Origin of the sequence: Lentzea rhizosphaerae (genome assembly GCF_042649515.1) — a bacterium.
Classification (GTDB): domain Bacteria; phylum Actinomycetota; class Actinomycetes; order Mycobacteriales; family Pseudonocardiaceae; genus Lentzea; species Lentzea aerocolonigenes.
In genome coordinates, this window is record NZ_JBHRZI010000046.1 from 175425 (window position 1) to 195264 (window position 19840).

Genomic DNA, 19840 nt, shown 5'->3' on the forward strand with positions numbered 1-19840 from the left:
CCCCCCGCGACCGGTACTCCTCGGCGAGCACGGCGTAGACGAAACTGTCGCCCCACCCGCCCTTGAAGATCTCCTTGTGCCTGAAGTGGGCCTCCCGACGCATGCCCAGGCGTTCCATGACCCGCCACGACGGCTCGTTGCGCACGTCGCACTCGGCCTGGATCCGGTGGAGGTGGAGTTCGTCGAAGCCGATCTTCAGGATTGCTCGTGCGGCCTCGCTCGCATAGCCCTGGCCGTGAAACGCGGGGTTGAAGATGTAGCCGACTTCGCCCTGCCGGTGTTCGGCGCTCAGCAGCTTGAGGTCGGCCTCGCCGATGACCTGCCCTTCGAGGGTCACCGCGAGCGCCAGCGACTGCCCGTCCTCGATGATCTCGTCCTGCGCGGTCCACTTGGCGAGGTTCTCGGCGGCCTCGGCACGCGTGTACGGCTCGCTGTAGAGGTAGCGGTTGACCTCTTCGAGCCGCCGGTACGCGAAGACGTCGTCGAGGTCGCCCGTCTCGAACGGCCGGAGGACCAGACGGGCGGTCTTGATCGGGTAGTCAGGACGCACGCGCGTACTCCTCGTCGAGCATCGCGTAGATGTAGAGGTCGCCCCACTCGCCCTTGAAGACCTCGTTCTGCCGGAAGTGCGCCTCCCTGCGCATGCCGAGGCGTTCCATCAACCCCCACGACGGCTCGTTGCGCGGGTCGCACTGGGCGACGATCCGGTGGAGCCCCATGTCCTCGAACCCGATCCGCAGCATCTCCGCGGCGGCCTCCCGCGCGAGCCCGCGTCCCTGGAACTCCGGGTTGAACACGTACCCGATCTCGCCCTGACGATCCTTCTCGCTGATCCACTTGAGGACGACGTCACCGACGACCCTCCCGGCTTCCGGCCAGTAGGCGGCGAGCACGAGCCACTGCCCTTCCTCGGTCAGCTCGCTCATCGTCAGGCACTTGGTGAGCCGGTCGGCGGAGTCCTCGAGGGTGGCAGGTTCGCCGTAGAGGTAGCGGCAGACCTCGGGATCGGAGCGGTAGGCGTGCAGGTCGTCGAGGTCGTGCTCCTCGAACGGGCGGAGGACGAGGCGGTCCGTTTTCAGCGGGTAGTCAGGTCGCACACCTGCACCATGCCAAGGACGGCCGCCTCGCGCCTCGCGATTTTCAGTTGTAGTGGTTGGACGCCGAGAACAGGTCACGGACGTCCTGCTCGAGCATCACCCCCGAGTGCACGCGGACGTCGTCGACGTCACCGGTGACGCCGCGTCCGACCTGGAGGTCGCCGGTCCCGTTGATCGGCTGAGATCCGGCCGGGGCGCTGCCCGGTGGGTAGCCGTTGACGTACAACGCGATTATGCCCGTCGCCGCGTCGTAGGTCCCCACGAGCAGTTCCCACGTGTTCGCCCTCGCAGGCGAGTAGGAGAGCGCGACTGTGCCGTCCGCCAGCTGGAAGCCCCACCTGCCCGTGTCCGGCCGGTAGCCCAGCACGAACGCCGAGTCGCCCGTGCTGACGACGGTCCCCGCGGTGTCACCGAAGTCCCGGTGCCGCACCCAGGCGGACACGGTGTACGACCGGTCGGTGCGCAGGTTCGCCGGCCGCGGCCCGGTCATCTCACCGGTGCCGGGCTCGGCGAAGCGCAACCACTTGTCCTTGCTGGTCAGGATCTGGTTCGGGTCGTCGGGATCCAGAGGCGTGCTCCCCCACCCGGCACTGCCGGACAACGAGCCGTTCTGGCCGCTGACCTCGTCCTTGGTCGTGGTGCCGCTGAGCTCGTCCATGCTGTAGCGGGCGCGCAGCCCCACCAGGTTGCTGTGCTTGGCCGCCTCGGCCGAGGTCACGACGCGGTCCCACACCTGGACCTGGTCGATCGTGCCCGGCAGCTGCTCGACCCGCGTGCCGTCCTTCTGGCCGGCACCGAGCACGAACGGCCCAGACGCGTTCGCGAACGTCGTGTCCGCCGTTCCGTCGAGCTTTCCGTTGACGTACAAGGAAACCCTGTGCGGCTCGTAGGTGCCGACCAGATGAGTCCACTCACCGGCCTGCGCAGGCGTGGTGGAGGTCGCCGCGCCGAACGACCAACGATCGCCTGCGTACCTGAGGGAGAAACCGCTCTCGCGATCCCCGTCCTGGCTCGCGATGGTGTAGCTGGAGTTCTTGTCGTCGAGCTTCACCCAGGCCGACACCGAGAACGCCCGCGCGGTGTCGACGAGCGCGGACGAGGTCGCCGAGAACGAGCCCGTGGTGTTGACCTGACCGTTGTTCTCGTACCCGGTCCCGAAGGTCGCACCGGACAGCGTCAGCGAGTGACCGTTGTCAGTGGCATCGGCCCCGGTCGTTCCGTCGGTCTCGTCGAGCTTCCACGTCGCCACCGGTGTGGACGGCCTGGGCGCGTCCGCGACCCTGAAGACGTAGATCTGGGCCGGCGACGGGTGTCCGGCCTTGTCGTACGACCGCACGTAGAGCGATTGGAGGCCGCTCTGCGTCGGCGTGATCGGCACGTCCACCGCGCCGGTCGCGTCGACCCGGTTGTCGAAGGTGTCGGAGTTCAACGACCAGCCGTACCGGACGACGTCCGTGGAACCGTTGGGCGAGAACGTGAAGACGCCGGTGCGGCCAGGGCTGCCGTGGAAGCCGGTGGCCGGGTAGTCCGTCGACGACACGACAGGCTGGTTCGGCGCGATGGAATCGACCTGGAATTCGCAGTCGCCAACCCACTTCGAGCGGTGCTTGCCGTCGTTCGCGCGGACCGACCAGCTGTAGACGCCGTTCTCGGCGAGAACGTTCTGCGGGACCGTCACTTCGGCGAACGAGCCGGACGGCACGCTGGTCGTCGTGAGCTCCGTGACGCGGTTCTCCCCCTGACGCACCACGAAGTCCGCGCTCAGCACTCCGCGGTCGGGATGGGACAACCTGGCGCGCAACCTCGGAGTGCGAGTGGCCACAGCAGCGCGGTCGTCACCAGTGCGGCAGGGCAACGCATCTGCGCCGTTCGGCCCCCACCCCTCGATCCCGAGGTCGACCGGCGGGTTCGGACATGCTGCCGCGTTCGCGGTGGCTGAGCCGATGAGCATGAGCGCAGCGGTGAAGACGGGCAGAGCAAGGCTCCGCCCTCTGGCGTTGATCAACGTTGTACTTCCCCCGGAAAGACGGTCCCCGACCCGTGCTGAAGCACTATGGACGAGTCGGGACCGACAGGGAATACCGGAGGAAGGCGTCCCACGCCTCGCGGGAGACCTGCACGTGTGCGGCGGGCGCCTTGCTGTCGCGGATGCCGATGCCGTGGCCGACCTCGACGCAGTCACTTCCGTCAGCGCTGTAGCTGCTCTTGCGCCAGTTCGACATGCGGAACGCCTCCTCAGGACAGCATGCTGGTGATCAGCCCCCTCGATTGAACCGCGTCCAAGGCGTCACGATCCAGCCCTTTCAAGGCATCCCCGTACGTGTCGAGAGACCCCTTGTCCTCCAGGAAGAGGCCGGTGTTGTGGTTCTCGATGTAGACGACTGGCTCGAACTTCTCGTACCTCAATTGGACGAAGGAACTGGCCAACCCGGCGTGCGCGCCGATCGCGGTTGGGACTACCCGGAAGCTGATGTACTGGCGCACCAACATCGTGTGTATGTGGTTCAGCTGCGACCGCATCACGTCCGGGCCACCGACAGGCAGCCGAAGTGCCTGCTCGTGCACGAAAAACACGAACTCGCGGCCAGGCCTCAGAATCGCCTGCCGTTCGAGCTTCGCCCTGATGAACGCATCGATCTCCGCAGACTTGAGCCGCGTCGACTTCTCCGCCACCGCGCGCATGTAAGCGGCGATCTGAAGCAAACCGGGGACGAGGTTCATCGACCACGCGATGATCTTGCTGGCGATGCGCTCCTGTTCGATCAGGCTGCGCAGCCGCTCTGGAACGCCGTCCTCGGGGAACAGCAGCCAGCCCTTTTCGCGCGACTCCCTGAACAACGCGAGCAGGTGTTCGACGTCGGCGGCGGGTGCACGGCAGTAGGACAGCAGTCGCACGAGGTCGACCTCGTCCACGCCGCCCTTGCCCTGCACCAGATCGGAGACCTTGGCCTCCTGCCAGTCGAGCAGCTCGGCCAGCTTTCGTTGCGTGAGGCCGCTTTGCTCGATCGCGTCGCGGACCCCGGTGCCGAACTCCCGGCCCACCACGCTTGAGTTGCGCTTCGGCATGGAAACGAAGCTAGGAGACGGGATCCCTTCCGCTCCAACGTTTCTGCCCGAATCGCCCCGAACGAAGTACGACTTGGAATCGTTCCAACGCGACACGCCGGACTAGCTGGGCGTGCTCGTGACCAAACTGGTCGACGCCGACTGCACCGAGCTGCTGCCGGCGGTGCTGCTCGTACCACCGGTGGTGGTGTTGTTCGTCGTCGACTGGGTGGTCCCGGAGGAGGACTGGGCGGGCGGATCCGACGACGACTGCGCGGGCGGGTTCGAAGACGACGAAGAAGAAGAGGACGACGAGCTGGACGAAGACGAAGCCGACGACGGCGTCGAGGAAGAGGACGACGACGGCGGGCAAGACGACGACGTGGTCGACGAAGGCGTGGACGACGACGTGGAGGAGCTGGACGTCGCGCTCGAAGACGAGGTCGGCGTCGGGCAGGTCGGCTTCGGGGGGATCGACGGCGTCACCGAGGTCGCCGGCGGGTTCGTCGTGCCGGGGTTCGGGTTCGGCGTCGGGTTGTTCGGTGCCGGGTTCTGCTGGTTGTTGCCCGTGGCGGGCAGGCCGGGCAGCGCGTTGACGTTCTCGCTGTACTGCTTGGCCCACTTGAGGACGGTCTGGACGTACGTCGTGGAGTTGTTGTAGCGCCAGATGGCCTTGGCGCGGTCTTCCTGCTTGGTCATGTCGCCACCGCCCGCGCACAGGTAGCGGCCGGCGCCGAGGGCCGCGTCGTAGACGTTGTTCGGGTTGGTGGTGCCGTCCTCGTTGCCGTCGCCGCCGAAGCTCGCCCAGGTGCTCGGGATGAACTGCATCGGGCCGACCGCGCGGTCCCAGGCGGTGTCGCCGTCGAGGCGGCCGCCGTCGGTGTCGCGGATGGCGGCCATGCCGGGGGCGCCGTTGAGGACCGGGCCGAGGATCTTGGGGGTGGCGTCGCCGACGGCGTTCACGCGGCCGTTGTTGGCGTGGTTCGACTCGACCTTGCCGATGCCGGCGAGCAGGGCCCAGTCGAGGTTGCAGCCGGGGACGAGCTGCGCCATCTTGTCCTCGGCGCGGAGGTAGGCCTCGAAGACGACGCCGGGGATGTCGTAGGTGCCCGGGAAGTTGTCGACCAGGCCGGGGTCGTTGTCGAGGTCGTCGATGTCGCCGTCCTGGAGGTCGGCGAGCAGTGCGGCGCTCAGCTCCTCGGACATGGGCAGGCGGCCGGACGCGCCCAGCTCGGAGGGGTCACGGCGCAACGCTCCGTAGACGTCGGCGGGACCGAGAGCGACAGCGATGTCGTTGTGCTTCGAGAGGTTGACCCAGTCGACGAGCTTCGTGCCGACGATCAACGCGGGGGCGAGCATCGCAGCCAGCGCAGCAACGGCGAACCCCTTTTGCCTGGGGGTCAGCGCCGCGGGTCCGCGCAGTTTGGCCATTGCCACGAATACTCACCTCTCGTGCGTCATCGCGGCGCGCCGTCCAACGTTACGGCAGACGCCCCCATCGGTGACCTGTCCCACCCTGCCCCACTCGTGAGGCCAGGTGTACCCAAGACGGAGTGAAGCGTGTGTTCGGTTCCGTTGACTGTTAACCGGCGCAGTCGCCGGCGGGCCAGAGCTCCTGCTCCTTCAAGATTGCCAGGGCTTCGTCACCCATGGGATTCACGCCCGGGCCCTTCGCGAGGGCGTGGGCGACGTGCACGTGCAGGCACTTGACGCGAGTCGGCATGCCACCCGCGGTGACCTGGGTGCCGAGCGACTCGATGGCGTCACGCTCCGCGAGGTACGACTCGTGCGCGCGCTGGTAGGCGGCGGCGAGCTCCTCGTCCGTCGCCAGGCGCTCCTGCTGCTCCTTCATCAGCCCGCCGCCCTCCAGCGTGCTGACCAGGGAGTTCAGCTTCGGGCAGGTCAGGTAGTACAGCGTCGGGAACGGCGTCCCGTCGGGCAGCCGCGGGGCCGTCTGCACGACGTTCGGGTGCCCGCTGGGGCACCGCGAGGCGATCGCACGTGTCCCGCGCGGCGTGCGGCCGAGCTGCTTGGCGACCGTTTCCAGGTCAGCAGCACTTACTTGTGCGTCACCGATTCCCACAGTTCCTCGTACCAAGACCTTTGCGCCGCGGGCTTGCCCGACGGCCTCTCCGATTCAGTGTTGCGACTCTCGTCACCCGGCAGTTGCACGATGTAGGGCACCTCGCCCGGCCGCACCCAGTGCAGCCGCTTGCGCGCCTCGATCTCGACGTACGCCGGGTCCTGCAGCTGTGCCTTGCGCTGCTCCAGGGCAGCGACCGTCTCGCGCAGCTTCTGCTGTTCGGCACCCACGTCACGCAGCTCGTCGCGCTGCGAGAGGTAGGTCCTCAGCGGGACCGCGATGCTCAACGCCAGTGCGCACAGCACCATCGCGAACATCGCGGCCCGCCGCGTACCGGTCATGCCGAACGCGCCACCCGTGCCGTCGCTGCGGCGCGTGGGCGCCTTGGGGCGCGGTGGCTTCCGAGCGCGCGCAGGCCGCGCCTCCCGCTCTTCGCGGGGGCGGCGGGGACGACGCGCGCGCTCGGCCATACCTGAAGCTTCTCAGCTCTCCGGCGTGTAACGCGGGAACGCGAGCTCACCGGCGTAGCGCGCCGCGTCGCCGAGCGACTCCTCGATGCGCAGCAGCTGGTTGTACTTCGCGGTGCGCTCACCACGGGCCGGGGCGCCGGTCTTGATCTGGCCGGCACCGGTCGCGACGGCGAGGTCGGCGATGGTCGTGTCCTCGGTCTCGCCGGAACGGTGCGACATCATCGACTTGTAGCCGTACGAGGTGGCCAGCGAGACCGCGTCGAGCGTCTCGGAGAGCGTGCCGATCTGGTTGACCTTCACCAGCAGCGCGTTGGCGGCGCGGCGGGAGATGCCCTCCTCCAGGCGTTCCGGGTTCGTGACGAACAGGTCGTCGCCGACGATCTGGACCTTCTCGCCCAGCTCGGCGGTCATCTGCACCCAGCCGTCCCAGTCGTCCTCGGACAGCGGGTCCTCGATGGACACCAGCGGGTAGTCGCGGACCAGCTCGGAGTAGTAGCCGATCATCTGCTCGGCGCTGCGCTTCGACTTCTCGAACGTGTAGGCACCGTCCGAGAAGAACTCGGTGGCGGCCACGTCGAGCGCGAGGGCCACGTCACGGCCGGCGCGGTAGCCCGCCTTCTCGATGGCCTCGAGGATCAGGTCGAGCGCGTCGCGGTTGCTGGACAGGCTGGGGGCGAACCCGCCCTCGTCGCCCAGGCCGGTCGCGAGGCCCTTGCTCTTCAGCACGGACTTGAGCGCGTGGTAGACCTCCGCGCCCCAGCGCAGACCCTCGCGGAACGTCTCCGCGCCGATCGGCGCGATCATGAACTCCTGGATGTCCACGTCGGTGTCGGCGTGCGCGCCACCGTTGAGGATGTTCAGCATCGGCACCGGCAGCACGTGCGCGTTGGGGCCACCGACGTAGCGGAACAGCTCGAGGCCGCTGCTGGTCGCGGCCGCCTTGGCCACCGCGAGGCTGACACCGAGGATCGCGTTGGCGCCCAGGCGCGACTTGTCCGGCGTGCCGTCCAGGTCGACGAGCTTCTGGTCGACCACACGCTGCTCGACGGCCTCGATGCCGACGAGCTCGGGCCCGATCTCGTCGAGCACAGCGGTGACCGCCCGCTCGACGCCCTTGCCCAGGTACCGCTTGGCGTCGCCGTCCCGCAGCTCCACCGCCTCGTGCTCACCGGTCGACGCGCCCGACGGAACGGCCGCACGCTCCAGCGTGCCGTCGTCCAGCGCCACCTCGACCTCGACGGTGGGGTTGCCGCGCGAGTCCAGGATCTCGCGTGCTCCGACCTGCTCGATGACCGCCACTTGCGCTCCCTGTTTCTCCTGCGTCTCGTCTCGCGACGAGCCTACTTGGGCCAGGTGACCGGCTGGGGCTCGACACCTGCGGATCACAGTGGAGCGCCGGGTCCGGTCTACTGAATCGTGCCAGACGTCGGTGTGGCGGCCCAGCCGATGTCCGAACTCGCCAGCCCGAACTCGCTCACCACCGCTTCGCGGGAGCCCTTCACGACGGCCAGTTTCACGTGCCGGACGAACCACCGCGAGCTGCATGGCGGATGACCGGCAGCCGTTCAGCCCACACCACCAGGCTGGTTCATCACCATGAACGCGAAATTCATTCACCATCCAGTTCCGGTGGCGCACGGCAAGTCCTACATTCTCGTCAACTCCGCCCGGAAGGGCGTCCGGGCGCGAAGAAGGGCCCCCTCATGCGACGAGCACTGGCAGGCGCCGTGGCGGCAACACTCGCCTCGGCCGCGATCGTGGTTCTGCCGACAACCGCCACAGCCTCAGCTGCGGAGTCGGGCACGTTCACCGCGATGACGTACAACATCGCGGGACTGCCGGAGTCGCTGTCGAGCGCGCCCACTCCCCGCGTGCCCGCGACCACGGCGATCGGACAGCGGCTGGCGCCGTACGACATCGTCCACGTGCAGGAGGACTTCAACTACCACGCTCAGCTGTACGCGGCGAACAACCACCCGCACCGCACCGCGACGACCGGCGGCGTGCCGTTCGGCAGCGGGCTCAACTCGCTGTCCCACAAGCCGTTCGACTGGGACGACTTCGAGCGGGTCAAGTGGAACGACTGCGACCTCAACAGCGGCGACTGCCTGACGCCCAAGGGCTTCACGTTCATGCGGACGCGGTTGGCCGAAGGCGTGTACGTCGACTTCTACAACATGCACGCCGACGCGGGCAGCAACAGCGGCGACCTGGCGGCACGGGCCTCCAACTTCAACCAGCTCAGCTCGTTCATCCAGAGCCACTCGGCCGGCAACGCGGTGGTGGTCATGGGTGACACCAACACCCGCTACACGCGCAACACCGACGGCACGACGATCCGCAACTTCGCCGCTGCCAACGGTTTGACCGACCCGTGGGTGCAGCTCGTCCGTGGCGGCAACGCCCCGGCAGAGGGCAGCGACGCCCTGGTGTGCGACAGCGCCAACCCCACCAACGACTGCGAGGTCGTCGACAAGTTCTGGTACCGCGGCAGCCGGGCCGTCACGCTCAACGCGACCTCGTACGCCAACAAGCACACCGATTTCCTGCAGGACGGCACCGGCAAGATGCTGTCCGACCACTACCCGCTGGCCGTCGGGTTCAGCTGGTCGACCAACCCGGCGTACCAGTTCAGCGAGCAGTTCGGCGGCCCGCACGGCAACTACTTCAACGACGTCGACCGGGTGGCGTGGGGCGCTCAGGCCACCGAGATCTCCCTGCGGAGTGGTTCCCGTGTCGACCAGGTGGGCGTGACGCTGGGCGACGGCACGAAGCTGACCCACGGCGGGCAGGGCGGCACGTACTCGTCGCTCACCTTGGGCAGCAACGAGTACGTGAACAGCGCGTACCTCTGCCAGGCCCAGAAGAACAACCACACACGGGTGTTCTACGCGAAGTTCACCACCAACCTGGGGCGCACGCTCGCCGGCGGCAGCACCACCTCGAACTGCGTCACCCGCACCGCGCCCGCCGGCTGGGGCATCGCGGGCTTCACGGGCCGCACCGGCGACGAGGTCGACAAGATCGGCTTCATCTACACGCGGAAGAACTAGGCTGTCCTGGGTTCTGCCCGCGGAACAGGACGGATGCTGACGTGCTTCATGTCGAACGTGGTGGAAACGGGCCGTTGCTGGTGCTCCTGCACGGCCTGGGAGCGACCGGTGAGGTGTGGAACGACGTCGTGGAGGACTGGCACGGCAGCTGGCTCGTGCCCGACCTGCCTGGCCACGGACGCTCCGGACGCCTCGACCGCTACACGTTCGGCTCGATCGCGGCAGCCGTGGCCGACGTGATCCCCCGAGAACCCGTTGCGGTCATCGGCCACTCGCTGGGCGGGGTTGTCGCCCTGACGCTCGCGAGCGGCTGGTTCGGGGCCGATGTCACCACGTGCGTCGGCGTCGGGATCAAGGTGCGGTGGACCGACGAGGAGCTGGAGAAGGCCGCGTCACTCGCGAACAAACCGGCCAAGGTCTTCGAAACGAAGGAAGAGGCCGAAGAGCGCGCGAACAAGATGGCGGGCGTGAAACTCGCACACGGCGTGTCCGAAGTGGACGGTGGATGGTCGCCGGCCCTCGACATGAGGGCCTTCGGCGTCGGCAGGCCGGACATGCCCGGCCTGATCATGGCGTCGAAGGCCCAGATCACGTTGGCAGCAGGCGAGAACGACCCGATGAGCCCCCGGGAGCACCTGGAGGAGCTGGTGCCCGAGCCGGTGATCCTTCCCGGCGCGGGCCACAACGTGCACGTCGAGTCGCCCTCGTCCGTCACCGGACTGCTGGCTCAGGTCGCGACGAACCCGCCGTCGGCCGCGAGCACCGCGCCGGTGATGTAGCTGGCCTTGTCCGAGGCCAGGAACAGCACGGCCTCCGCGATCTCCTCGGGCTGCCCCGCACGGGTGAGCGGCGTGGCGGCGCTGATCTCGTGGAACAGGTCGATCGACGCCACCGCCTCGGTCGCGATCGGCCCAGGTGCCACGGAGTTCACCCGCACTCCCGCCGCGCCGAACTCGATGGCCCACGACCGGGTCAGCGCGTCCATCGCGGCCTTGGAGGCGTTGTAGACGGAACCGGCAGGGGTGCCGATCTGCCCGGCGACCGACGAGACGTTGACGATCGCACCCTTCTTCTTCGCCACCATGGCCGGCACGAGGGCGGCCGTCAGGAAGTAGGTCGCACGGACGTTGACGTCGAACACCTGCTCGTAGTCGTCGAGCGACTGCTCGGGGGTCGACGACATCGGGAAGATGCCCGCGTTGTTGACCAGCACGTCCACCTCGCCGACCTCCTCGGCGAGCTTGCGGACGTCGTCGATGTTCGCGACGTCCGCGACGATGTAGTGGCCCGTTCCGCCGGCCTTCTCGATGAGCTCGACGGTCTCCTTGCCGAGCTCGGCGCGACGGCCGGTCACGTAGACCGTCGCGCCCTGCTCGGCGAGCTTCACCGCGATCGCGCGGCCGATTCCGGACGTGGCACCGGTGACGAGTGCCTTCTGGTTCTCCAAAGTTCGCATGTTCACGAACTTGCCCGCACGGCATCGTCAGAACATAAATTCCGGATATACGGCCAGGTCAGGTCGCGAGCGCGCCGCCGTCCGCGGTGACGACCGAGCCGGTGAGGAAGCTCGACCGCGGCGAGGCCAGGAACAGCACGGCCTCCGCGATCTCCTCCGGCTCGCCCGCACGGCCGAGCGGTGTCGACGCCACGACGTGCTCGATGGCGTCGCCGAGATTCTCCTCGACCTTCTCGGTGCGGGTGAGGCCGGGCGCGACGGAGTTGACCCGGATGCCGTGGCCACCGAACTCCACCGCCCAGCTCAGCGTCAACGAGTCCAGCGCGGCCTTCGACGCGCCGTAGACCGACATGATCGGCGTACCCGTGCGGGCGGTGACCGAGGAGATGTTGATGATGCTGCCGCCGCCCTTCGCGATCATCTTCGGCAGCAGCGCGGCGGTGAGGAAGTACGGCCCGCGCACGTTGACGTTGAAGACCTGCTCGTAGGTCTCGACGTCCTGCTCGAGCGTCGGCCCGAACGGGAAGATGCCCGCGTTGTTGACCAGCACGTCGACCTCGCCCACCTCGTCGGCGAGCCTGCGCACGTCGTCGAGGTTCCCGAGGTCGGCGACGACGTGCCGCGTGCCGCCGAGAGCGCGGCGTCCCGTGGTGATGACGGTCGCGCCGGCCTCGGCCAGTTTCGCCGCCACCGCGCGGCCGATGCCGGAGGTCGCGCCGGTGACGAGTGCTCGTTGTCCCTGGAGTTCCATGGCTCCAGACGGTTCCGCCCGGCCGTCGTCAGGCCGTAAACGCCGAGTGAATCAGCTGGTCAGCGCAGGTGTGCGCCAGCCGAAGTAGGTCCGCACGAACCGAGGCAGCCGGTATCGGCCGAGCACCAGCGGCTCGATCAGGTGCACGTCGGCGAGCGACTCCAGCAGGTACTCGATCGCACCGACCGGAAGGCTGGACATCTCCGCCGCCGCGCTCACGTCGATCACCTCGGCGTCCTGTTGGGCGAAGCACAGCAGGAGGTGCCGCGCCTCGTCGTTGAGCTGCCCCTCGACTTTGATCATGGGCGCCAGCACGGCCCGGCAGTCGGAGGAGGCGGCGCCGCCTCGCTTGGTGTCCCGTTCCATCTGGGCGAGGACCATCGCGACGGTCCAGTTCGGCCGGGCGGAGAGCTTGCCGCCGACCACCCGGACGGCGTGCGGCAGGTACGACATGCGGTTGAGGATCTCTTCCGCCTGCTGCGGCTCGGCGGCGATCCGTGCGGGGTCGAGGACCTTGCGGAAGAACTCGTGCGCCTCCGCACCGGTGAGCCCGGCGATCTTCAACCAGGTCACGCCGGGCAGCTCGTTGAGCCGCCGGACGCTCGTGACGATCATCGCGGAGCCGGGCGACGCGAGGTCGGAGATGGAGGCCGCGTCCGGCACGTCGTCCACGATGACCAGGAACCGCTTGCCGCGCGCCTTCTCCCGCCACAGCGCGGCTTTGTCGCCGGTCGGGTTCTCCACCCCGACCGCGCGCAGCAGATCGTTCGCGACGTCCTTGCCGCGCACGAAGATCTGCCCGTCCTTGAAGCGGTGCCTGACGAGATGCCCGATTCGGACGGCCAGCGCGGTCTTGCCGCTGCCGTGCATGCCGGTGATGCCGACCGTGCCCGGCAACGTCTGCAGGGCTTGCGCGATCTCCGCGGCGCGGCCGGTGAAGTCGGCCAGATCCGGCGGCAGCTGCTCGGGTCTGCGAGGCAGGTTCAGGTCGCCCTTGAGGATCTGCGCGTGGATCTTTCGCAGCTCCGGGCCCGGTTCGATGCCGAGCTCCTCGTTCAGCAGAGCGCGCGCCTGGTGAAAGTGGTCCAACGCCTCGGCCTGCCTGCCCTCCTGGAAGAGGGCGTACATCAGCAGTGCGCGCGGACGTTCGCGCAACGGGTTGGCGGCGACGTGCTTCTGCAGTTCGAGCACGTTCAGCTCACGTTCGAGCCAGTCCTCCCGCGCCTTGAGCCGGTGCTGGCCGAGCCGCAGCCGTTGAGCCTCGAAGTAGGTGCCTTGGAGGCCCTCCAAGGGTTCGCCGCGGCAGTCGTCGACGATCTCCGCGCGGAGGGTGTAGCCGCCGTCCTTGGACTTCAGGTTCAGCTCGGGCAGGGTCTTGCGGATCTTGTACATGTACGTCCGCAACGCCATGACCGCGCTCGGCGTCGGGTCGTCCCAGACCATGCCGATCAACTGCTCGTTGCTCAGCCGGATGCCGTTGTTCAGCAGCAACGCCGCCAGCACCGCCCGCTGCTGGCGCGGCCCCAGCTCGATCTCCTCGTCGTCACGCCAGGCTCGTACCGGACCCATCAGTGAGAAGCGCAGGCTCATGCAACAGCACAACGCGCCCGGTCATTCCCCGCTTCCCGAACGTCACGGACTCGTCGGCAACGGCCTCGGCTCGATGACCTGCTTCATGACGATGGTCGAGGTCAGCCCGCGCACGCCGGGCAGCTTGGCCAGCGTTTCCTCGTAGAGGCGCTGGTAGGACGCGAGATCCGCGGTGACGACGCGCAGCAGGTAGTCGGGGCTGCCGAACAGTCGCTGGGCCTCCACGACGTTCGGCACGTCGGCGAGCGCGCGGTCGAAGTCGGCCATGGTGTCCAGCCGCAGCTTGGCGAAGACCAACGCCTCGAAGCCGAACCCGACGGCGGCGGCGTCCACCACGGCCCGGTAGCCGCGGATCACCCCGTCGCGTTCCAGCTCGCGCAACCGGCGTTGGCAGCGCGAGATGCTAAGTTGCACGCGTTGCGCCAGATCGGTGACGGTGATCCGCCCGTCACGCTGCAACTCCGCAAGAATTTGCGATCCACGGCGTCCATGAGCAAAGAACGCAAACACCTTGCGCCCTGGTTCCCCTAGCTTTGCCGCATGAACCCGTTACGTCAGCTCACCCTGGACCAGCTGAGGCAACGCACGAGCATGAAGTGGCGGTACTACCCCGAGGACGTGCTGCCGGTGTGGGTCGCCGAGATGGACGTCCCGCTCGCCGAACCTGTCGCGCGGGCGATCACCGACGCCGTGACGCGCGGCGACACCGGCTATCCCGCCGGAACCGCCTACGCCGAGGCACTCGCCGGGTTCGCGAAGAAGCGCTGGGACTGGGAGCCGGCCGTGGAACGGATGGCGATCGTGCCCGACGTGATGCTGGGTGTCGTCGAGATGTTCCGGCTCGTCTCCCACCGCGACGCGCCGGTGGTCGTCAACTGCCCGGTCTACCCGCCCTTCTACCAGTTCGTCGAGTCGCTGGGACGGTCCGTGGTCGAGGCCCCGCTGGACGCGACCTGGCGCATCGACTTCGCCGCGCTGGAAGAGGCGTTCGTACGGGCGGGCCGGGGTGCGGTGTACCTGCTGTGCAACCCGCAGAACCCCACCGGCACCGTGCACACCGCCGCCGAGCTCTCCCAGGTCGCGGAACTGGCGCGCCGGCACGGGATCCGGGTCGTGGCGGACGAGATCCACGCGCCGGTCACCACCTCGGACTTCGTGCCGTACCTCAGCGTCGCGGACGACGGCCTGTCGCTGATGTCGGCGTCGAAGGCGTGGAACCTCGCCGGGCTCAAGGCCGCGCTGGCCATCGCCGGACCCGCCGCGGCCGACGACCTCGCGCGGCTGCCGGAGGAGGTCGGCCACGGCGCGAGCCACGTCGGTGTCCTCGCGCACACCGCGGCGTTCCGGGACGGTGTCGGGTGGCTGGACGCGTTGCTGGACGGCCTGGACGACAACCGGCGGCTGCTCACCGAGTTGCTGGCCGAGCACCTCCCCGCCGTCCGCTACACGCCGGCGCCGGGCACCTACCTCGCCTGGCTGGACTGCCGCGAGCTCGGCCTCGGCGACGATCCCGCGAGGACGTTCCTCAAGCAGGGCAAGGTCGCTCTCAACTCCGGGATCCCGTTCGGCACCGGCGGGGCGGGGTTCGTGCGGATGAACCTGGCGACGTCGCCGGAGGTGCTCACCGAGGCGGTCAGACGGATGGCCGCGGGGTGGAACGAAACCTCGTCCTGAGCGGGACTGACTGGTAGTCCTGGAGACCGTGCGGATCAAACCGGGTTTCGCGGCGTTGACGGTGCTGGTCTGGGCGTCCGGTTACCCGGTCGGCGCGCTCGCAGTGGCCGTGGCGCCGCCGTTCCTGATGACCGTGATCCGGTTCGCCCTCGCCGCCACGCTGATGGCGCTCGTGGCGTTGGTGACGAGCGCGCGCTGGCCGCGCGGATGGCAGCTCGTGCACACGTGCGTGGCTGGGCTGCTGGTGCAGGCGTGCCAGTTCTCCGGCGTGTACCTCGGGCTGCGGATGGGCGTTCCGGCGTCCGTCACGGCCCTGGTCATCTCGTGCACGCCGGTGCTCACGGCCGTGGTGGCCGCCTGGGTGTTTCGTGTCCGAATTGGACTGCGGCAGGTCGCCGGGCTGGTGCTCGGTGTCGCGGCCGTGCTGGCGGCACTGCACGACCGGCTGGGATCGTTCGGGTCCGGCGCGGTGTTCACGGTGCTGGGCATGCTGGGGTTCGTCGCGGGTGGCGTCTACCAGCAGAGGTTCTGCCGCGACACGGACTTCCGCAGCGCCAACGCGGTGCAGCACGCCGCGTCCGTGCCGGTGGTGGGGCTGCTGGCGCTCACCGAGAGCGCGGGAGTGACGAACTGGCGGCAGTTCTGGTTGACGATGGTGTTCCTGGTGCTGGTGAACTCGATGGGCGGGGCGTCGTTGTTCCTGGTCGGCGTGCGCAACGGCGGTGCGGCGGCGATGACCACGCTGTCCTCAGTGGTCCCTTCGGTCACGGCGGTGATCGCGTGGCCGTTGCTGGGACAGGCTCCGACGGCCGGTGTGGTGGCCGGACTGGTGCTCGGATTCGGAGCGTGCTGGCTGGGGACGGCCACCCCATCGAGTTCTGTCGCCCGGACGGCAGTCGAAGAACCGGCAGGTGGTGGGTAACGTTGATCGAATGACGGACGGCACCTTCGAGGCGTTCAGGAAGGCCGAGGCGTTGATGGCGCAGCGCAGGCCTCTCGACGCGCTGCGTGAGCTGAAGCAGGTGCTGGACGAAGCCGGCGAGGCACCGTCCGTGCAGCTGCTGGCCGGCCGGGCCTACCTCGGGTCCGCGCAGCTCAACAGGGCTGAGGAAGCGTTCCGCAAGGTGCTCGACCTCGACCCGAGCGACCACTACGCGCGGTTCGCGCTCGGCAAGACCCTGCAACGCCAGGGGCGCCTCACCGAGGCGCTCGCCCAGTTGCGGATGGCGGTCGCGATGAACCCGTCACCCGAGTACCAGGAAGCGCTCGGCGAGGTCAAAGCCCGGCTGGCTCTGGGGAACTGATCACCGGAACAGGCCCTCGCCCCAGAACCCGCCCTCCTTCACACCCGGCGGCACCGCGAAGTGCCCCGAGCCGGTGTGCTCGATGTACTCCATCATGTCGTCCTTAGTGGACAGTGCCTGCTGCATCGGCACGAACTGCTTGCGCGAGTCCCGGTTGAACGCCACGAAGAACAGGCCCGCGTCGAGGTGCCCGAGCCCGTCGGAGCCGTCGGTGAAGTTGTAGCCGCGGCGCAGGATCCTCGCGCCGTTCAACGACTCCGGCGACGCGAGCCGGATGTGCGCGATGTCGTTGATCAACGGCACCCCACCGGCACCCTTGACGTGCAGGTCGGGTTCGTCGTGCTCCTTCTGCTGTCCCAGCGGCGCACCCTCGCCCTTGTTGCGGCCGATGATCTGCTCCTGCTCGGTGAGCGAGGTGCGGTCCCAGATCTCGATGTGCATGCGGATCCGGCGCGTGACCAGGTACGTGCCGCCGACGAGCCAGTCGGGCCCGTCTTCCTTCGAGACCCAGACGTGCTCCTTGAGCAGTTCGGTGTCCTCGGCCTTGATGTTGCGCGTGCCGTCCTTGAACCCGAACATGTTGCGCGGCGTCGCCTGGCCGCGCGTGGTCGACGACGTGCGGCCGAACCCGAGCTGCGACCAGCGGACCGCGACCCGGCCGAAGCCGATGCGGACCAGGTTGCGCACGGCGTGCACGGCGACCTGCGGGTCGTTCGCGCAGGCCTGGATGCAGATGTCACCGTTGCTGCGCGCGGGATCCAGGTCGTCCTGCGGGAAGCGCGGCAGGTCGATGAGCCGCTCCGGCCGCTTGTCCTTCAGCCCGAACCGGTCGTCGAACAGCGACGGGCCGAAACCGATCGTGATCGTCAGCGCGGACGCGGGCAGGTCGAGCGCCTCACCGGTGTCCTTCGGCGGCGCCTCGGCGTTGCCGCCGACCGCACCGTTCTCCGCGGCCTCCTGACCGGCCGTCATCCGTTCCGCGGCGACGGTCCACTGCTTGAGCAGGTCGATCAGCTCGTCGCGGCTGGCCGTCTTCACGTCCAGCGCGACGAAGTGCATGTGGTCCTGCGCGGGCGTGGTGATGCCCGCCTGGATCTCACCGCGGAACGGCACCTTCGCCGCGGCGACGTTCTCGACCTCAGGCGACTCCCTGCTCGCGAGCACACCGGCCGTGGCGCCCGCCCCCGCGAGCGCCACACCGGCGCCCGCGTATCCGAGCAGCCTGCGCCGCGACACCCCGGTCACTTGGCCGACACCACTTCCGCGACCTTGCTGACCGGCTCCCCCAGCGCGTCGACGGCCTCGGCCAGCGACTTGATCTCGTCCTGCGACAGCTCCTCGTACGACTTGAAGCCGTCACCCTTGCGGTGCTTCTCCAGCGCCTCGTCGAGCGCCTTGAACTTGGCATCCAAAGTGGACACGAGCGCCTTGTCCTTCTGCTCCACCACGGGCCGGAGCGCGGCGATCGCGGCCTGCGAACCGTCGACGTTCGCCCGGAAGTCCCACAGGTCCGTGTGCGAGTAGCGGTCCTCCTCACCGGTGATCTTGCCGGTGGCGACCTCGTCGAGCAGCTCCTTGGCACCGTTGGCCAGCTGCACGGGCGTCAGCTCCACGCTCTTCGCCTTGGAGACGATCTCCTTGACGTCGACCAGGAGCTGGTCCGCGATCTTCTCGGAGTCGGCCTGCAACCCGGACTGCCACAGGTCCTTCTCCAGGCGGTGGTAGCCGGTGAACGCCATGCCCTCGGCGATGACGTCCTCACGGCCGTCGATCTTGGGGTCGAGGTCGCCGAAGCTCTCCGCGACGGGCTCGATGCGCTCCCAGTACGTGCGCGACACGGGGAACAGCGCCTTGGCGTCGTCGACCTTCTTGGCCTTGACGGCGCCCACGAACTCCTCGGTCTTCACCAGCAGCTGGTCGGCCTGCGAGTTGACGTAGCGCTGGTAGCTCCTGGTCGCCTCGGCCAGCATCGCGTCGCCGTCGGTCGACTTCCTGCTGTCACCGGTGACCGTGAAGTCGCCGCGGATGCCGTCGCCCTTCATGCCGGGCTTGCACGCGGTCTGGAACTTCCCGGCCTCGGTCACCTCGACGATCAGCTTGCGGCTGAGCCCGGGCCCGATGTTCTCGACCTCGCCGAGAATCCGGTCACCCTCCGCGTAGAGGTAGAACTCGGTGACCTTGGTGCCCTTGTTGGTCACCTCGAACGTGACGGGCCCGGTAGCCGCCTCGGTCCGAGCGACCTTGCACGCGTCGTCGCTGGCCTCGACGGCGATGTTGCCGCTCGCGTTGCTGTTCGTGTTGCTGTTGCCACACGCCGCCAACACCGCGAGCGAGCCGAGGATGACTACTGCTTTGCGCACGGTTGCTACTCCATCGATCAGTTGGACACGGCGGCGCGGCGGCGCGGCCGGACGAGGAACAGGGACAGAACGACCCCCACGTAGGCGACCCACGCGATGGCCTGCAGCACAGAGGTCCGCTGCGAGTAGTTGAAGAAGCCCTTGAGCAGCGCCCCGTACCAGGAGTCCTCGGGCAGGACGTCACTGATGTCGAACGCCAGCGTGTTCAACCCCGGCAGGATCGCGGCCTCCTGCAGGTCGTGAATCCCGTAGCTGAGCACGCCCGCCGCCACGAACACGAGCAGCACACCCGTGACGGTGAAGAACTTGCCAAGATCGAACCGGATCGCCCCCTGGTACAACAGCGCAGCGATCACCACAGCCACCGCGATCCCGCCGAGGAACCCGATCAGCGGCTCGGTAGTACCCCCGCCGGCGGCCTGCACGCTGGAATAGAAGAAGACGGCCGTCTCCAGCCCTTCCCGCCCAACGGACAAAAGGGACACAACGACAATAGCGAACGGCCCGATTTTGAGCGCTTCGTCCATTTTGCCGCGCAACTCGGCGGCAATCGTCTTAGCCGCCTTGCGCATCCAGAAGATCATTCCCGTGACGAACGCGACCGCAATGATCGACATCATCCCGCCGAACGCTTCCTGCTGCTCAAACGACATGCCAGCAGCACTGAAGGTGATGACCGCCCCAGCCGCCACGGACAGCGCAACAGCCGTGGCAACACCGACCCAGACCCACTTGAGCGCGTACCGCCGGTCCGTCTTGACGAGGAATGCGATCAAGATGCTCACCACGAGCGCGGCCTCAAGCCCTTCCCGCAGCCCGATCAAGCCATTGGCAAACAGCATCCCGACGCCTCCACAATTAGGTCGGCCTTATTTAAGGTAAGCCTCACCTGATTGTCCAGCCGCCAACAGTGCCGCTTTCATCACTCTTCACCCGCTCGCCACCCGTCCAGAGCAC

The 19840-nt window shown here is 68.2% G+C and carries 21 protein-coding genes (1 of these 21 running past the window's edge); 5 read left to right on the plus strand and 16 right to left on the minus strand.

Annotated features, from left to right (window positions below):
* The 9 genes from ACFOWZ_RS42655 to eno form a co-directional block, all read right to left on the minus strand.
* Positions 1-550 carry the 5' portion of a GNAT family N-acetyltransferase gene (locus ACFOWZ_RS42655; protein ID WP_382379685.1) on the minus strand. The gene continues 80 nt to the left of window position 1, outside the view, so 550 of the gene's 630 nt are visible here — the first part of the coding sequence; its start codon is at positions 548-550; its stop codon lies off the left edge, out of view.
* Positions 540-1097 carry a GNAT family N-acetyltransferase gene (locus tag ACFOWZ_RS42660; RefSeq protein ID WP_382379686.1) on the minus strand — a complete coding sequence of 186 codons (558 nt, stop codon included), beginning with the start codon at positions 1095-1097 and terminating at the stop codon, positions 540-542. Before ACFOWZ_RS42660 ends, ACFOWZ_RS42655 begins: the two co-directional genes overlap by 11 nt.
* A 43-nt stretch (positions 1098-1140) precedes the next feature.
* Positions 1141-3048 carry a LamG domain-containing protein gene (locus ACFOWZ_RS42665; RefSeq protein WP_382379687.1) on the minus strand — a complete coding sequence of 636 codons (1908 nt, stop codon included), beginning with the start codon at positions 3046-3048 and terminating at the stop codon, positions 1141-1143.
* 100 nt (positions 3049-3148) lie between these two features.
* Entirely contained in the window at positions 3149-3319 is a 171-nt protein-coding gene (locus ACFOWZ_RS42670) for a DUF397 domain-containing protein (RefSeq protein ID WP_382379688.1), read from the minus strand.
* Between the two features lie 13 nt (positions 3320-3332).
* A complete protein-coding gene (locus tag ACFOWZ_RS42675; protein WP_382379689.1) occupies positions 3333-4163 on the minus strand; it encodes a helix-turn-helix domain-containing protein in 831 nt (276 codons plus the stop codon).
* Between the two features lie 102 nt (positions 4164-4265).
* Complete coding sequence (locus ACFOWZ_RS42680; protein WP_382379690.1) at positions 4266-5579, minus strand: lytic transglycosylase domain-containing protein; 1314 nt, start codon at positions 5577-5579, stop codon at positions 4266-4268.
* Positions 5580-5724: 145 nt separating this feature from the next.
* A complete protein-coding gene (locus tag ACFOWZ_RS42685) occupies positions 5725-6225 on the minus strand; it encodes a DUF501 domain-containing protein (protein ID WP_382379691.1) in 501 nt (166 codons plus the stop codon).
* Positions 6201-6695 carry an FtsB family cell division protein gene (locus ACFOWZ_RS42690; protein WP_382379692.1) on the minus strand — a complete coding sequence of 165 codons (495 nt, stop codon included), beginning with the start codon at positions 6693-6695 and terminating at the stop codon, positions 6201-6203. The genes ACFOWZ_RS42685 and ACFOWZ_RS42690 overlap by 25 nt, the downstream gene beginning before the upstream one ends.
* A 12-nt stretch (positions 6696-6707) precedes the next feature.
* Positions 6708-7994, minus strand: a complete 1287-nt coding sequence (eno, locus tag ACFOWZ_RS42695; RefSeq protein WP_030467588.1) for a phosphopyruvate hydratase — start codon at positions 7992-7994, stop codon at positions 6708-6710.
* A 404-nt stretch (positions 7995-8398) separates the two neighbouring features.
* Between eno and ACFOWZ_RS42700 the strand changes: the two genes are divergently transcribed.
* A complete protein-coding gene (locus tag ACFOWZ_RS42700; protein ID WP_382379693.1) occupies positions 8399-9748 on the plus strand; it encodes a jacalin-like lectin in 1350 nt (449 codons plus the stop codon).
* 41 nt (positions 9749-9789) lie between these two features.
* Complete coding sequence (locus ACFOWZ_RS42705; RefSeq protein WP_382379694.1) at positions 9790-10527, plus strand: alpha/beta fold hydrolase; 738 nt, start codon at positions 9790-9792, stop codon at positions 10525-10527.
* Here the strand turns inward: ACFOWZ_RS42705 and ACFOWZ_RS42710 are convergent.
* The 4 genes from ACFOWZ_RS42710 to ACFOWZ_RS42725 form a co-directional block, all read right to left on the minus strand.
* The gene (locus ACFOWZ_RS42710; protein ID WP_382379695.1) at positions 10476-11204 is read right to left on the minus strand and encodes an SDR family NAD(P)-dependent oxidoreductase; all 729 of its coding nucleotides are present in this window, start codon (positions 11202-11204) and stop codon (positions 10476-10478) included. The two genes, ACFOWZ_RS42705 and ACFOWZ_RS42710, sit on opposite strands and share 52 nt — an antisense overlap.
* Before the next feature lie 58 nt (positions 11205-11262).
* A complete protein-coding gene (locus ACFOWZ_RS42715) occupies positions 11263-11955 on the minus strand; it encodes an SDR family NAD(P)-dependent oxidoreductase (protein ID WP_382379696.1) in 693 nt (230 codons plus the stop codon).
* Between the two features lie 51 nt (positions 11956-12006).
* Positions 12007-13524, minus strand: a complete 1518-nt coding sequence (locus ACFOWZ_RS42720; protein ID WP_382379697.1) for a BTAD domain-containing putative transcriptional regulator — start codon at positions 13522-13524, stop codon at positions 12007-12009.
* Positions 13525-13587: 63 nt separating this feature from the next.
* A complete protein-coding gene (locus tag ACFOWZ_RS42725) occupies positions 13588-14004 on the minus strand; it encodes an Lrp/AsnC family transcriptional regulator (protein WP_382379698.1) in 417 nt (138 codons plus the stop codon).
* An 81-nt stretch (positions 14005-14085) separates the two neighbouring features.
* Between ACFOWZ_RS42725 and ACFOWZ_RS42730 the strand changes: the two genes are divergently transcribed.
* Genes ACFOWZ_RS42730 through ACFOWZ_RS42740 form a run of 3 tightly spaced genes read left to right on the plus strand, consistent with a single transcriptional unit; the run spans position 14086 to position 16523 of the window.
* Positions 14086-15219 (plus strand): MalY/PatB family protein, encoded by a 1134-nt coding sequence (locus ACFOWZ_RS42730; protein ID WP_382379699.1) that lies wholly within the window; start codon positions 14086-14088, stop codon positions 15217-15219.
* A gap of 28 nt (positions 15220-15247) precedes the next feature.
* On the plus strand, positions 15248-16141 hold the full coding sequence (locus ACFOWZ_RS42735) for a DMT family transporter (protein ID WP_382379700.1): 894 nt from the start codon (positions 15248-15250) through the stop codon (positions 16139-16141).
* A 10-nt stretch (positions 16142-16151) separates the two neighbouring features.
* Positions 16152-16523, plus strand: coding sequence for a tetratricopeptide repeat protein (locus ACFOWZ_RS42740; RefSeq protein ID WP_382379701.1), 372 nt, complete (start codon positions 16152-16154; stop codon positions 16521-16523).
* Here ACFOWZ_RS42740 and efeB read toward each other — a convergent pair whose 3' ends face one another.
* From efeB to efeU, 3 genes are read right to left on the minus strand one after another with little or no spacing between them, the layout of a single operon-like run.
* A complete protein-coding gene (gene efeB / locus ACFOWZ_RS42745) occupies positions 16524-17768 on the minus strand; it encodes an iron uptake transporter deferrochelatase/peroxidase subunit (protein ID WP_382379702.1) in 1245 nt (414 codons plus the stop codon).
* Positions 17765-18883, minus strand: coding sequence for an iron uptake system protein EfeO (gene efeO / locus ACFOWZ_RS42750; RefSeq protein ID WP_382379703.1), 1119 nt, complete (start codon positions 18881-18883; stop codon positions 17765-17767). Before efeO ends, efeB begins: the two co-directional genes overlap by 4 nt.
* Before the next feature lie 17 nt (positions 18884-18900).
* A complete protein-coding gene (gene efeU / locus ACFOWZ_RS42755; protein WP_382379704.1) occupies positions 18901-19725 on the minus strand; it encodes an iron uptake transporter permease EfeU in 825 nt (274 codons plus the stop codon).
* Between the last annotated feature and the right edge of the window lie 115 nt (positions 19726-19840).